Origin of the sequence: Microbacterium sp. CH1, from assembly GCF_001595495.1 — a bacterium.
Taxonomy (GTDB): Bacteria; Actinomycetota; Actinomycetes; order Actinomycetales; family Microbacteriaceae; genus Microbacterium.
The window spans coordinates 149085-161894 of sequence record NZ_LOSO01000004.1 but is presented as its reverse complement, the minus strand read 5'-3'; the positions used below and the strand labels follow the sequence as shown (position 1 = coordinate 161894).

The window sequence follows — 12810 nt, the reverse complement described above, 5'->3', positions numbered from 1 at the left end:
CCCGCTCCTCACCCCCGCAGCGCGCTGACGAAGGCGTCAACCACGGGCGCCAGGTCCGCGGCGACGTCCGCCGGTGGTCGCCGCCGGCCCTTCACCTCGAAGGAGTGGCCGCCACCCTCGACCCAGTGCACGCGCGCGTCGTGACAGGACGCGACGGCCTCCTCGAGCTGGGCGATCGGCTGGATGAACGGGTCCGCGGTGCCCTCCACGAAGAGCTGCGGGACGGTGATCGAGGGGAGATGGGCGATCCGCGGCTTGTCCGGACGCCCCGGCGGGTGGAGCGGGTAGCCGAGGTAGACGAGGCCGTCCACGACGAGCCCCTCCGCGACGGCCAGGGACGCCATGCGCCCGCCGTAGGACTTCCCGGTCGCCCACACGGCCGCATGCGGCGCCCGTGCACGGGCTTCGGCGACCGCGGCCTCCCACGTCGCGACCGCATGGGCGGCGGGACCGGGCATGCGGCGCCCCTGCTCGGCGTACGGGAAGGAGAAACGCAGCGTCGAGTAGCCGGACGCGGCGAGGGCCCGGTCGAAGCCGACGAGGAACGGGTGGTCCTTCCCCGCTCCGGCCCCGTGGGCGATCAGCACGACGTCATCGCGGGTGCCCGGCGTCCAGTCGGCGGACACCGGGGTCACGCCGGAGGGCAGGGCGACCTCGATCCGGACGGCGGAGGGCTCCAGGGTCACCGCACGGATCCGGGGGTGCCGGTCTCCGGGTCGGCGGGCCGCGGCGGAAGACCGGGCTCAGGAGCGGGAGCAGGCTCAGGAGCCGGGCCGGGCTCAGGAGCAGGCTCAGGGGCCGGAGCAGGAGCCGGGCCGGGCTCAGGAGTCGGCTCAGGGGCAGGAGCGGGAGCCGGCTCAGGGGCCGGAGCAGGAGCGCCCTGCGGGATCCGCTCGCCGTACTTCGGCGGCTCGTCCAGGTTCACCGGAGGACGCACGGGGGCGACCCGCTGCGCGCCGAGGACCTGCCGCGCCTTCGCCAGCGACCCGGGCTGCACGGTCACCTCGTAGTGATCCGCGGCGAACTGCGTCACACTCGCGAAGTCACGGCGGCGACGCACGATGGCGTAGGTGATGAGGCTCAGCAGCATGCCCACCGCGACGCCGATGAGGACGAAGCCGACGAACAGCTGGATCGGCACCTCGGGGTTGCCCAGGACGAGGATCGCCGACAGGAAGAGGCCGATGAGCACCCCGTTGATCGCGCCCGAGCGCGCGGCCGCGGCGTAGCCGAGCCGTCCGGTCACCCGCTCGACCGTCCGCACGCTCTGCCCGACGATCGCGATGTCGCGCGCAGGGACCTCTCCGGCGATCAGCTTCGACACCGCCTTCTGCGCGCTCTCGTAGTCGCGCATGGAGGCGACGATCTCACCGGTGTCCGTGCCGCTCGCGGGGCGATTCAGCATGCTCATCCGGCTATTCTTCCACGTCGTGCCTCGCGGCCGGCCGAGCGACCGCCCCGACAGCCGCCCCGGCACGCCGCGGGCTACGCTGGTCGGGTGAGCACACAACGGGTTTTCGCCGCGCGCCTGGCAGGGTGCGCCGTCTTCGATCCCGTCGGCGACCGGCTCGGCAAGGTCCGGGACGTCGTCGTCGTGTATCGAAGTACCGCGGCCCCGCGCGTGATCGGACTGGTCGTGGAGATCCCCGGCCGGCGCCATGTGTTCCTCTCGATCGGCCGGGTCACGTCGATCCGGTCCGGGCAGGTCATCACCACCGGCCTCATCAACGTGCGGCGCTTCTCTCCCCGCGCCGGCGAGGTGCGCGTCCTCGCCGAGATGCTGGGCCGGCGGGTGAGCCTGACCGACGGCAGCGGCACCGCGGTGATCGAGGACGTGGCGATCGAGCCGAACCGTCTCGGCGAGTGGGCGATCAGTCAGCTCTTCCTGCGCCGTCCGAAGACCGGCGCGTCGCCGTTCGCCAAGGGCCCGACGACGTTCGCGGCCTGGAGCGAGGTCACCGAGGAGCACGCACCGGGCGAGTCGCAGTCCGCCGAGCAGCTCGTCGCCTCGTACTCCGAGCTGCACGCCGCCGATCTCGCCAACACGCTCCTCGACCTCCCGCAGCAGCGGATGATCGAGGTCGCGGAGGAGCTCTCCGACGATCGCCTCGCCGACGCCCTCGAGGAGATGCCGGAGGACGAGCAGGTGCACATCCTCGACCGCCTCGGCGAGGAGCGCGCGGCTGACATCCTCGACCAGATGGAGCCGGACGACGCCGCCGACCTCCTCGCCCAGCTTCCGCCCACCCAGCTGGAGGAGCTGCTCCAGCGGATGGAGCCGGAGAAGGCGGAAGACGTGCGGATGCTGCTGCGCTACGGTCCCGACACGGCCGGCGGTCTGATGACCCCGGAGCCGATCATCCTGTCCGCCGACGCCACGGTCGCCGAGGCCCTGGCGCTCATCCGTCGCCACGAGCTGCACCCGGCCCTGGCGGCAGCGGTGTTCGTGACGCTCCCGCCGTTCGAGACGCCGACCGGGCGGCTGCTCGGCCTCGTGCACTTCCAGCGGATGCTGCGCTATCCGCCGCACGAGCGGCTCGGCGCCATCCTCGACGACAGCCTCGAGCCGGTGCCCGTCACCGCCTCCGCCGCCGAGGTCGCCCGTATGCTCGCCAGCTATGACCTCGTCTCCCTGCCCGTGATCGACGCGGCCCACCGCCTCGTCGGCGCGATCAGCATCGACGACGTCCTCGACTACCTGCTGCCGGACGACTGGCGCACGCACGACAGCGACGACGTCGCCCCGCCCGTGACGGAGGCGCGCTGATGGCACGCAAGGAGCGGGCCGCCCGCCTCGACGCGCCGGGACGGACGAGCACCCGCCCCCGGTCGACCTCACGCGACCGCTTCGGACGCTTCACGGAATGGGTCGCCCGTGCCATGGGCACGCCGGCGTTCCTCGTCATCCTCAGCCTCTTCTGCATCCTCTGGATCGGCTGGAACACGCTGATGCCCCGCGAGGTGCGCTTCGACGACGCCGCGCTGGGCTTCACGGCGCTCACCCTCATGCTGTCGCTGCAGGCCTCGTACGCCGCACCGCTGATCCTCCTCGCGCAGAACCGCCAGGACGACCGCGACCGCGTGCAGATCGAGCAGGACCGGCAGCGCGCCGAGCGCAACCTCGCCGACACCGAGTACCTCGCCCGCGAGATCGTCGCGCTGCGGATGTCGCTGGAGGAGCGCAACGCGCAGGTGGTCACCCGCGACGTGCTGCGGCAGGAGCTCCGTGCCCTGCTGGCCGAGCTGGGCGACGCCGAGGAGAAGCCCGCAGGCGGCACCGCCTCATGACCGCGGCCGAGAGCGTCAGAGCCGCGGTGGCGGCGGTGACCGACCCCGAGCTGCGGCGGCCGATCGGCGACCTCGACATGGTGCGCGACATCACGGTCGAAGACGGCGTGGCGCACGTGGGCATCGTGCTGACGATCGTGGGGTGCCCCGCCGCCGACCGCATCGAGCGCGACGTGCGCGGTGCCGCGGCCGCGGTCCCCGGGGTCACGGGCGTCGAGGTCGAGGTGGGCGTGATGACCCCGGCCGAGCGCACGGCGCTCACCGAACGGCTCCGCGCGGGTCGTCCGGCGCGGCACATGCCGTTCGGGCCGGACTCCCTCACCCGCGTCATCCTCGTCTCCAGCGGCAAGGGCGGCGTCGGCAAGTCGACGGTCACCGCGAACCTCGCGGTCGCCCTCGCCGATCAGGGCCTCGCCGTCGGCCTGGTCGATGCGGACGTGCACGGCTTCTCGATCCCCGGTCTGCTCGGCATCCCGGCCGGCACGCAGCCGACGCGCATCGACGACCTCATGCTGCCGCCGGTGGCCCACGGGGTGAAGACCATCTCGATCGGGATGTTCCTGCGCGACGGGGAGTCGGTCGTGGCCTGGCGCGGACCGATGCTGCACCGCACGGTCTCGCAGTTCCTCACCGACGTCTTCTTCGGCGACCTCGACATCCTGCTCATCGACATGCCGCCCGGCACCGGGGACATCGCCATCTCGATCGGGCAGATCCTCCCCCACGCCGAGGTGCTCGTGGTCACCACGCCGCAGGCGGCGGCCTCCGACGTGGCCATCCGCAGCGGACTCGTCGCCCGTCAGACCGGTCAGCGCGTGATCGGCGTGATCGAGAACATGTCCGCGTACACCCTCCCCGACGGCACCGTCATCGACCTGTTCGGTGCGGGCGGCGGAGCGGCGGTCGCGGAGGCCCTGTCCGCGCCCGACGCGCCGGTCCCCCTGCTCGCCTCCATCCCGCTCAGCCCGGCGCTCCGCCAGGGCGGGGACGAGGGCGTCCCGGTCGTCACCTCGGCGCCGGACGACGCCGCCGCGCAGGCGATCCGCACGATGGCCGCCGCCCTCGCCCGACGGGGCCGGGGCCTGTCCGGCCGCTCGCTGCCCCTGTCGATCGGATGAGCACGCGTGGGAGGATGGACGGATGCCGCACCGCTCCGTGACCGTGGATGAGGGACTGCTGCGGAGGATGGCGCGCGACGCGGCCGTCTACGCGCTCACCCGTCCCGTCGCGATCGTGATGTGGGTCGCGCTGGCGGCGGGCCTCGTCCTCTCCGTCTTCACCCTCAACGACCTCCTCTCCACAGGAGCCGAGGTCAGCGCGATCGTCGCCTGGATGCCCGTGGTCACGGTGGGACTGGGCGCCTACGCGGTGCTCCTGACCACCTCGAGCGCCCGTCGCGCCGTGCGGGCCGCGATGCCGGTGGAGAGCGTCGTGTGGGTCGCACTCGAAGAGGATCGGCTGCAGTTGGGAAGCGATCGTCGTCGTTCCGAGATCCCCTACGCCACGTTCCAGAGTCTCCGCGTCGGACGGGACGCCGTGATCTTCAAGGTGCGCGACGCCTCCGTCGCCACCGCCATCCCGCGCTCGCTCTTCAGCGACGAGGAGCTGGCGACCCTGCGGACGCGGATCTCCTGACCGGACGGCTCAGGTCGCCTCGCTGTCGAACGGCGGGCGGTCCTCCGCGCTGAAGGTCGGCGGCGCCGTGCGCGGGGCCACCGGCTCGGCGATCGTCGCCGTCGCCTGCGCGGGGGTCGCGGGCTCCGGCTCCTCGAGGAGCGCGTCGCGGATGATGCGCCGGGGGTCGTACTGCCGCGGGTCGAGCTTGCGCCAGTCCACGTCGTCGAGTTCCGGTCCCATCTCCTCGCGCACACGGGACTTCGTGTCGCGGATGTACTCGCCGGCCCTGCGCACGATGCTCGCGAAGGCCTCCGCGGCACGCGGCAGACGCTCGGGGCCGATGATCAGCACTGCGATCAGGCCGATGAGCAGCAGCTTCTCGAAGGTGAGGCCGAACGTCATGTGACCAGGCTACCGCCGCGCCTGCGGGCTCTGCGCGCGGTGAGCGAATACCCTGGACACATCAGCCATGCACGCAGGGAGAGGCAGGTCATGAGCGAGCACGACGCCAACGCGCGCTTCCTTCGCGAGTCCATCGTCGAGCCGGAGACCATCGCCCGCGCTCGCGCCCACGCCGTGGAGCTCGGAGCGGCCCCGATCAGCGCGGTCGTCGGCTCGCAGATCGCCGTGCTCGCCGCCGCCGGAACGGCGCGCTCCATCGTCGAGATCGGCACCGGCGCCGGTGTCTCCGGACTCTGGCTGCTGCGCGGGGCCCCGAACGCGGTGCTGACCTCGATCGACAACGAGCCCGAGCACCTCGCCGCCGCCCGTCAGGCGTTCGCGGACGCGAAGGTGCCCGCCACCCGCGCGCGGTTCATCGCCGGCCGCGCGATCGACGTGCTCCCCCGCATGAACGAGGCGTCGTACGACATCGTCCTCGTCGACGCCGACCCCGAGAACGTCATCGAGTACGTCTCGCATGGTCTCCGCCTCGCCCGCACCGGCGGCCTGGTGCTCGTGCCGCGCATCCTCGCCGGGGGCCGGGTGGCCGACCCTGTCCAGCGCGACGACGTCACCTCCGCCTACCGATCGCTCGTCCAGGAGACGCAGGAATCCTCGGCGGTGCTGGCCACGGTCTCGCCCGCGGGCGAGGGCCTGCTGCAGCTGATCCGCCTCGACGACCGGGCCTGACCGGGTCCGCCGACGCGAAGAGGGCGAGGGATCCGCGGATCCCTCGCCCTCTTCGGTCGCGCTGCAGCGGACCAGGTACGATCAGGCCGGGGCCACGACGGCACCGAGCACGTCGTGAAGCTCCTTGGCCTCGGCGTCGTTCACGGAGACGACCAGGCGGCCTCCTCCTTCGAGCGGAACACGCACGATGATGAGTCGTCCCTCTTTCACGGCCTCCATGGGTCCGTCTCCGGTCCTCGGCTTCATCGCTGCCATCGTGGCTCCCTTTCCTCCGGTGGTATGGGACGAGTTTATCGGGTGCGACCGCGCCGTGGACGTCACGGGGACACAATCCGCTCCCCCGCGTCGTCAGGGCACCTGCCAGAACGTACTGCCGAGGGCATACACGTGGTAGATCCACACCCACTGGCCGACGAGGCACAGTGCCAGCACCCCCAGGCGCCAGGTTCGTGACCGGGGCACCGCGACCGCACCCCACGCCGGGCTGAGGGGCAGCAGCAGGCGGAACGTGCTCGACTGCGGGAAGAACACCGCGAGCAGGTAGAGCAGGTAGCTCGCGCTCCAGAGACGGAGGTCGGGGCCGAGCGCCCGCACCTGCGGGGACAGCAGCAGCGCGGCGGCCGCCGCGACCACGAGCACGATGAGCGCGACCGGCCCCCAGCCGGCCGGCAGGCCCCACAGCTCGAACCAGAACTGCGATGCCTGCACCCAGCCCTCGAAGGGCACGAACCCCTCGACGCCCCCGGTGACCCAGTGCCGGCGCCAGGCGAGCTCGGTGGCGAGGTAGGCGCCGGGGTCCCCGGTCACGACACCGGCGATCACCTGCCACGCGAACCCGGTCGCCGTCGCCAGTGCGCCGAGGGCGACGATGTGCACGACCTCCCTGCCCCCGAGCGGATCCGTGCGACGGTGCGTCCAGCGGAGGATCCCGTGCAGGCCGAGGTACAGGGCGAAGGCGAGCACGCCGGGGCGAGTGAACCCCAGCACCGGGATCAGCACGTACAGCCAGGCGTAGTTCCGGCGGATCGTCGCGTCCAGCGCGAGGAAGAGCAGCAGCAGGAAGAGCGTCTCCGCGTAGCCGACCTGGAACAGGGCGCCCAGGGGGCCGGCGGCGAAGAAGACGACGGCCCACAGCGCCGCCGCGTTCCCGATGCGGTCGCGGAGCAGACGATGCAGGGCGAGACAGGCCAGGTAGCCGGCGACGAGCGCGAGCACGAGCGCTCCGGCGCCCCAGGAGCCGAACAGGAAGCCCAACGCCTTCGCGGCGTACGCGAACACGGGCATGAAGGCCCACGCGTTCTCGGCCACCTCCCCGTCGTCGGTCAGCGGGAGGTCGGCGGGATAGCCGTGCACCGCCACCTGCCAGTACCACTGGGCATCCCATCCGAGGACGAAGTCCACGAGACCGGCGTCGCCGCCGAAGCGCGAGAATACCGTGGACAGGGAGGCCGCGGCGATGAGGAATCCGGTCGTCACGACCCGTGCGAGGACGTAGATGATGCCGATGCGCAGAGCCAGCGGCATCCGCGCCCAGCGCCGTGCGAGCGTCAGTGCGACGTGAGCCATGCGCGCAGACCCCGCTCGACGGCGTCGATCTGGGCGAGCGGCACACGCTCCTCGTCGTGATGGGCGAGATGCGGGTCACCGGGCCCGTAGTTCACGGCCGGGATGCCGAGGGCCGAGAAGCGCGCCACGTCGGTCCATCCGTACTTCGGCTGCGGCTCCGCGCCGACCGCCGCGACGAACCGGCGCGCGATGTCGGCGTCCAGCCCGGGGCGGGCGCCCTCGGCGGCATCCGTGATCTCGACGTCGAAGCCGGCGAGGACCGCCCGGACGTGGGCCTCGGCGTCGGCCGCGGACTTGTTCGGCGCGAAGCGGTAGTTGACCTCGACCTCGCAGGCGTCCGGGATGACGTTGCCCGCGACTCCACCCGCGATGCGGACCGCACTGAGCCCCTCCCGATAGAGCAGGCCCTCCACCAGCACCTCCCGGGCCCGGTACTCGGACAGCCGGGTGAGGATGGGCGCCGCGCGATGGATCGCGTTCTCACCGATCCAGGCCCTGGCGCTGTGCGCGCGGACGCCCGTGGTCCGCACGATCGCTCGCAGCGTGCCGTTGCACCCGCCCTCGACCTGGCCGTTCGACGGTTCCCCGAGGATGGCGAAATCAGCCTGGAACAGATCGGGACGCGCGGCGGCGAGAAGCCCGAGGCCGTTCAGGGAGGCCGCGACCTCCTCGTTGTCGTACCACATCCAGGTCACGTCGATCGCGGGGTCGGTGAGCTCGGCGGCCAGCTTGAGCTGCACCGCGACCCCGGCTTTCATGTCGACGGTGCCGCGGCCCCACAGATACGGCACGCCGTCGATCTCGATGTCGCGCGTGGGCAGATTGTCGTTGAGGGGCACGGTGTCGATGTGCCCGGCGATCGCGATGCGCTGCGCCCGACCGAGATCCGTGCGGGCGACGACCGTGTTGCCGTGCCGGATGACCTCCAGGTGCGGCAGACCGGACACGGCCTCCTCGATCAGGTCGGCCAGTGTCTTCTCGTCGCCAGAAACACTCGGGACGTCGCAGATCGCGCGGGTGATGTCGGCGGAGGACGCGGTCAGATCGAGCACCATGCCCCCAGCCTACTGATGCCCGTCATGCGGGACGGGACACCCTCGTCGGCGCGATACCGTGGAGGCATGAGCGACGCACGATCTGTCTGGGGACTCGGCCTGACGACCACCGCGAGCGACGGCACGGTCCTCGACGCGTGGTACCCGGAGGTCCGCTCGTCCGCGCCGTCCGAGACCGAGGTCGCCGCCGCGCGCACCGCGCTCGACGCACAGACCGGACCGGACGAGCGCCGCGACGTCACCCTCGCGGTGGTCGAGCTCACTATCGACCTGGACGCCGCCCCGGCCTCCACCGCGGACGCCTATCTGCGTCTGCACGCGCTGTCGCACCTGCTCGTGCGGCCGAACGCCCTCAACCTCGACGGCATCTTCGGTCATCTGCCGAACGTCGCCTGGACCAATGCCGGCCCGCTGCTCCCCGCCGATGCCGCGCGCCTGCGTCCGCAGCTCCAGCGCGCCGGGATCCAGATCCAGGGCCTGGACAAGTTCCCTCGTCTCACCGACTACGTGCAGCCCGCCGGGGTGCGCATCGCCGACGCCTCGCGTGTGCGGCTCGGCGCCCACCTCTCCCCCGGCACCACGGTCATGCACGAGGGCTTCGTCAACTTCAACGCCGGCACCCTCGGCGCCTCGATGGTCGAGGGGCGCATCTCGCAGGGCGTGGTGGTCGGCGACGGCAGCGACATCGGCGGCGGCGCCTCGATCATGGGCACGCTCTCCGGCGGCGGGTCGCATCGCGTGTCGATCGGCGCCCGCACGCTTCTCGGCGCGAACGCCGGCATCGGCATCTCCCTCGGCGACGACTGCGTCGTGGAGGCCGGGCTCTACGTCACCGCCGGGACGAAGATCGTGCTCGCCGATGGTCCTGCGACGGCCGAGGGCGGACGGAAGACCGTGAAGGGCGCCGACCTCTCGGGCCAGGACGGCCTCCTCTTCCGTCGCAACTCCCTCACGGGTGCCGTCGAGGCGGTCCGCCGCGCCGGCGTCGGCGTCACGCTCAACGAGGCGCTCCACGCCTGACAGCCCGCCTGCAGCCTTCGACCGGTCTCCGCTGGTAGACTGGCTCCGTTGCCCGCGCCGCCGGCCGGTCAGCATCGTCGTCGTCTAGGGGTCTCCGAGGACCGAAGCGAGCGTCCGCGCTCCCCTCTCCAGCCCGAACTGGCCATTCGCACGGCGAACGGACGCGCACTCGCTGCGTCTTCGCCCACCTCACCCCACTATCCCGCGCCGTTCTCGTGCGCTGACGGAGTTCTCTGCATGCCTTCCTTCCTCGATCTCGGCGTTCCCGCCGAGCTCGCCACCGTTCTCGCCGCCTCCGGAAAGACCGAGGCGTTCGCGATCCAGCGCGACACCCTGCCTGACTCGCTCGCCGGCCGTGACCTCCTCGGTCGCGGACGCACGGGCAGCGGCAAGACCATCGCCTTCGCGCTCCCGCTCGTCGCCCGCCTGGCGGCCTCCGGCTACAAGCGTCGTTCCGGCCTTCCCCGCGGCCTCGTGCTCGCCCCCACCCGCGAGCTCGCCACCCAGATCGCCGCGACCGTCGCCCCGCTCGCGGAGGCCGTCGGCCTTCGTGTCACCACCGTGTTCGGCGGCGTCAGCCAGCGTCCGCAGGAGCAGGCGCTGCAGGGCGGCGTCGACATCGTCGTCGCCTGCCCCGGCCGTCTGGAAGACCTCATGAAGCAGCAGGTCGTGCGTCTCAGCGCGATCGAGGTCACCGTGCTCGATGAGGCGGACCACATGGCCGATCTGGGCTTCCTCCCCGGCGTCACCCGCATCCTCTCGGCGACGCCCGCCGACGGTCAGCGCCTGCTCTTCAGCGCGACGCTGGACCGCGGCATCGACACCCTCGCCCGCCGGTTCCTCACGAACGCCGTCAGCCACGAGGTCGACGAGGCGAGCGTGCCCGTCGGCGAGATGACCCACCGGGTGCTCGTCGTCGACTCCCCCGAGAACAAGACCGTGCTGGTGCGCGATCTCGCCTCGGGCACCGGCCGTCGCATCCTCTTCACGCGCACCAAGCACCAGGCGAAGAAGCTCGCCAAGCAGCTCACCGCCGCCGGCATCCCGGCCGTCGACCTGCACGGCAACCTGTCCCAGAACGCCAGGGAGCGCAACCTCGGCGCCTTCTCCACCGACCCGGCCGACGGGGGCGTCCGCGTCCTCGTCGCGACCGATGTCGCGGCGCGCGGTGTGCACGTGGACAACGTCGACCTCGTCGTCCACGTCGATCCGCCCGTCGAGCACAAGGCCTACCTGCACCGCTCGGGCCGCACGGCGCGCGCCGGCGCCGCCGGCACGGTCGTCACCGTGGTCCTGCCTGAGCAGCGCCGCGACGTGAAGGACCTCCTGCGCAAGGCCGCGATCACGGCACCGCTGGAGAACCTCACCGCCGACGCCGTCACCGAGCTCGTCCCCGAGCGGGCTCCGCACGTGCGCCCCGCTCCCCCGCAGCCGCAGCAGCAGCGCTCTGCGAAGCAGCGGCCCGCGGGCGGCGAGAAGAGCACCGCGACCACCCCGCCCTCCCGCCGTCGTCGCCGTCCGCGCTCGGCCGGCCAGGGCGCGCCGGGTGCGCGGCGCCAGGGCGGCCAGGGCCGCCAGGGCGCGCGCGGCGGCCAGGGACGCTGATCCCGGCTCGCGCCTGACGACGACGAAGGCCCCCTCGCACTCCGGTGCGAGGGGGCCTTCGGCGTCTGCGGCGCCGCGCTCAGCGCGTCGGGAAGGCGCGCTCCGGCGACCCGGTGTAGAGCTGCTGCGGACGGCCGATCTTCGTCTGCGGGTCGAGCTGGAGCTCGCGCCACTGGGCGAGCCAGCCGGGCAGGCGTCCGATCGCGAAGAGGACCGTGAACATCCGCGTGGGGAAGCCCATCGCCTTGTAGATCACGCCCGTGTAGAAGTCGACGTTCGGATACAGACGACGCTCACGGAAGTAGTCGTCCGCGAGGGCGATCTCCTCGAGCTCCTTCGCGAGGTCCAGGAGCGGGTCGGTGACGCCGAGCGAGCTCAGCACCTCGTCCGCGGCCTCCTTGACGAGCTTGGCGCGCGGGTCGTAGTTCTTGTAGACCCGGTGCCCGAAGCCCATGAGCTTCACGCCCTCTTCCTTGTTCTTCACCCGCTCGACGAACCGGGAGACGCTCTGGCCCGAGTCGCGGATCTGGCCGAGCATGGTCAGCACAGCCTCGTTCGCACCACCGTGCAGGGGCCCGGAGAGGGCCTGGATGCCGGCCGAGACGGAGGCGAACTGGTTCGCCCCCGTCGAGCCGACGAGGCGGACGGTGGAGGTCGAGGCGTTCTGCTCGTGGTCCTCGTGCAGGATGAGCAGCAGTTCGAGGGCCTTCACCATGGTCGGGTTGATCTCGTACGGCTCGGAGTTCACGCCGAAGTTCAGCTTGAGGAAGTTCTCCACGAAGCCGAGCGAGTTGTCCGGGTAGAGGAACGCCTGGCCGACGCTCTTCTTGTGCGCGTAGGCGGCGATGACCGGCAGCTTGGCGAGCATGCGAATGGTGTTCAGCTCGACGTGCTCGGGGTTGTGCGGGTCAGTCTGCCCCTCGTAGTACGTCGACAGGGCGGCGACGGCGGAGGAGAGCACCGACATGGGGTGCGCGGTGTGTGGCAGCGCCGAGAAGAAGCGCTTGAGGTCTTCGTGCAGCAGCGTGTGCCGACGGATCTTCTCGTCGAACTCGGCCAGCTCTCCGGCGGACGGGAGCTCCCCGTAGATGAGCAGCCATGCGACCTCGAGGTAGCTGGTGCTGCCGGCGAGCTGCTCGATCGGGTAGCCGCGGTAGCGCAGGATGCCCTTGTCTCCGTCGATGAAGGTGATGTCCGACTTCGTGGATGCGGTGTTGACGAAGCCGTAGTCGAGCCCGGTGTAGCCGGTCTGACGGGTCAGCGTCGAGAAGTCGATGCTGTCGTGGCCCGCGGTACCGCGCACCAGGGGGAATTCGGCGGTGGTGTCGCCGATCGTCAGCTTCGCCGTCTGGTCTGCCGCAGCGCTCACGCGGACCTCCTCCTTCTGTCTGATCGCCCCGGCATCGCGGGCGTCAGCAAGTTCTTGATCAAGCCGGAACTGGCGATATCTCTGGCGCCGAGCGCCGGGCCGGGTGCCGACCGAATCGCCTTTACAGCCTAGTCGTCACGCAGGCCTACTGTGACAACC

The 12810-nt window shown here is 71.7% G+C and carries 14 protein-coding genes; 7 read left to right on the top strand and 7 right to left on the bottom strand.

What is annotated here, in order from left to right; all coding sequences use genetic code 11:
- Positions 1-8: 8 nt before the first annotated feature.
- Positions 9-686, bottom strand: a complete 678-nt coding sequence (locus AUV07_RS02775) for an alpha/beta hydrolase family protein (protein ID WP_157523881.1) — start codon at positions 684-686, stop codon at positions 9-11.
- The gene (locus AUV07_RS02770) at positions 683-1411 is read right to left on the bottom strand and encodes a general stress protein (protein WP_062633670.1); all 729 of its coding nucleotides are present in this window, start codon (positions 1409-1411) and stop codon (positions 683-685) included. The genes AUV07_RS02775 and AUV07_RS02770 overlap by 4 nt, the downstream gene beginning before the upstream one ends.
- A gap of 87 nt (positions 1412-1498) precedes the next feature.
- On the opposite strand from AUV07_RS02770, the gene AUV07_RS02765 reads away from it, so the two are divergent.
- From AUV07_RS02765 to AUV07_RS02750, 4 genes are read left to right on the top strand one after another with little or no spacing between them, the layout of a single operon-like run.
- Positions 1499-2767: a magnesium transporter MgtE N-terminal domain-containing protein gene (locus AUV07_RS02765; RefSeq protein ID WP_025102964.1), complete on the top strand. Its 1269-nt coding sequence runs from the start codon at positions 1499-1501 to the stop codon at positions 2765-2767.
- Positions 2767-3288, top strand: a complete 522-nt coding sequence (locus AUV07_RS02760; RefSeq protein ID WP_025102963.1) for a DUF1003 domain-containing protein — start codon at positions 2767-2769, stop codon at positions 3286-3288. The genes AUV07_RS02765 and AUV07_RS02760 overlap by 1 nt, the downstream gene beginning before the upstream one ends.
- Positions 3285-4406 carry an Mrp/NBP35 family ATP-binding protein gene (locus AUV07_RS02755; RefSeq protein ID WP_062633668.1) on the top strand — a complete coding sequence of 374 codons (1122 nt, stop codon included), beginning with the start codon at positions 3285-3287 and terminating at the stop codon, positions 4404-4406. Before AUV07_RS02760 ends, AUV07_RS02755 begins: the two co-directional genes overlap by 4 nt.
- 22 nt (positions 4407-4428) lie before the next feature.
- Positions 4429-4923 carry a YcxB family protein gene (locus AUV07_RS02750; protein WP_025102961.1) on the top strand — a complete coding sequence of 165 codons (495 nt, stop codon included), beginning with the start codon at positions 4429-4431 and terminating at the stop codon, positions 4921-4923.
- 9 nt (positions 4924-4932) lie between these two features.
- On the opposite strand, the gene AUV07_RS02745 is transcribed toward AUV07_RS02750, so the two are convergent.
- On the bottom strand, positions 4933-5307 hold the full coding sequence (locus AUV07_RS02745; protein ID WP_025102960.1) for a twin-arginine translocase TatA/TatE family subunit: 375 nt from the start codon (positions 5305-5307) through the stop codon (positions 4933-4935).
- 90 nt (positions 5308-5397) lie between these two features.
- Between AUV07_RS02745 and AUV07_RS02740 the strand changes: the two genes are divergently transcribed.
- Positions 5398-6036 carry an O-methyltransferase gene (locus AUV07_RS02740; protein ID WP_025102959.1) on the top strand — a complete coding sequence of 213 codons (639 nt, stop codon included), beginning with the start codon at positions 5398-5400 and terminating at the stop codon, positions 6034-6036.
- 81 nt (positions 6037-6117) lie between these two features.
- Here the strand turns inward: AUV07_RS02740 and AUV07_RS17220 are convergent, their stop codons facing one another.
- The 3 genes from AUV07_RS17220 to dapE form a co-directional block, all read right to left on the bottom strand.
- Positions 6118-6291, bottom strand: a complete 174-nt coding sequence (locus tag AUV07_RS17220; protein ID WP_071328210.1) for a DUF3117 domain-containing protein — start codon at positions 6289-6291, stop codon at positions 6118-6120.
- Between the two features lie 93 nt (positions 6292-6384).
- Positions 6385-7602, bottom strand: a complete 1218-nt coding sequence (locus AUV07_RS02735) for a hypothetical protein (protein ID WP_062633666.1) — start codon at positions 7600-7602, stop codon at positions 6385-6387.
- The gene (dapE, locus tag AUV07_RS02730; protein WP_062633664.1) at positions 7584-8657 is read right to left on the bottom strand and encodes a succinyl-diaminopimelate desuccinylase; all 1074 of its coding nucleotides are present in this window, start codon (positions 8655-8657) and stop codon (positions 7584-7586) included. Before dapE ends, AUV07_RS02735 begins: the two co-directional genes overlap by 19 nt.
- A gap of 66 nt (positions 8658-8723) precedes the next feature.
- Between dapE and dapD the strand changes: the two genes are divergently transcribed.
- Together dapD and AUV07_RS02720 are read left to right on the top strand one after the other, a co-directional pair.
- Complete coding sequence (dapD, locus tag AUV07_RS02725; protein WP_062633662.1) at positions 8724-9677, top strand: 2,3,4,5-tetrahydropyridine-2,6-dicarboxylate N-succinyltransferase; 954 nt, start codon at positions 8724-8726, stop codon at positions 9675-9677.
- A 237-nt stretch (positions 9678-9914) separates the two neighbouring features.
- The gene (locus AUV07_RS02720) at positions 9915-11282 is read left to right on the top strand and encodes a DEAD/DEAH box helicase (RefSeq protein WP_062633660.1); all 1368 of its coding nucleotides are present in this window, start codon (positions 9915-9917) and stop codon (positions 11280-11282) included.
- 79 nt (positions 11283-11361) lie between these two features.
- Here the strand turns inward: AUV07_RS02720 and AUV07_RS02715 are convergent, their stop codons facing one another.
- Positions 11362-12651: a citrate synthase gene (locus AUV07_RS02715; protein ID WP_025102954.1), complete on the bottom strand. Its 1290-nt coding sequence runs from the start codon at positions 12649-12651 to the stop codon at positions 11362-11364.
- Between the last annotated feature and the right edge of the window lie 159 nt (positions 12652-12810).

Coding starts and splice junctions, on each gene's coding strand:
- AUV07_RS02735 (WP_062633666.1), bottom strand. CDS start 7,602: ATGGCTCACGTCGCACTGACGCTCGCACGGCGCTGGGCGCGGATGCCG.
- AUV07_RS02770 (WP_062633670.1), bottom strand. CDS start 1,411: ATGAGCATGCTGAATCGCCCCGCGAGCGGCACGGACACCGGTGAGATC.
- AUV07_RS02740 (WP_025102959.1), top strand. CDS start 5,398: ATGAGCGAGCACGACGCCAACGCGCGCTTCCTTCGCGAGTCCATCGTC.
- AUV07_RS17220 (WP_071328210.1), bottom strand. CDS start 6,291: ATGGCAGCGATGAAGCCGAGGACCGGAGACGGACCCATGGAGGCCGTG.
- AUV07_RS02750 (WP_025102961.1), top strand. CDS start 4,429: ATGCCGCACCGCTCCGTGACCGTGGATGAGGGACTGCTGCGGAGGATG.
- dapD (WP_062633662.1), top strand. CDS start 8,724: ATGAGCGACGCACGATCTGTCTGGGGACTCGGCCTGACGACCACCGCG.
- AUV07_RS02755 (WP_062633668.1), top strand. CDS start 3,285: ATGACCGCGGCCGAGAGCGTCAGAGCCGCGGTGGCGGCGGTGACCGAC.
- AUV07_RS02760 (WP_025102963.1), top strand. CDS start 2,767: ATGGCACGCAAGGAGCGGGCCGCCCGCCTCGACGCGCCGGGACGGACG.
- AUV07_RS02745 (WP_025102960.1), bottom strand. CDS start 5,307: ATGACGTTCGGCCTCACCTTCGAGAAGCTGCTGCTCATCGGCCTGATC.
- dapE (WP_062633664.1), bottom strand. CDS start 8,657: ATGGTGCTCGATCTGACCGCGTCCTCCGCCGACATCACCCGCGCGATC.
- AUV07_RS02720 (WP_062633660.1), top strand. CDS start 9,915: ATGCCTTCCTTCCTCGATCTCGGCGTTCCCGCCGAGCTCGCCACCGTT.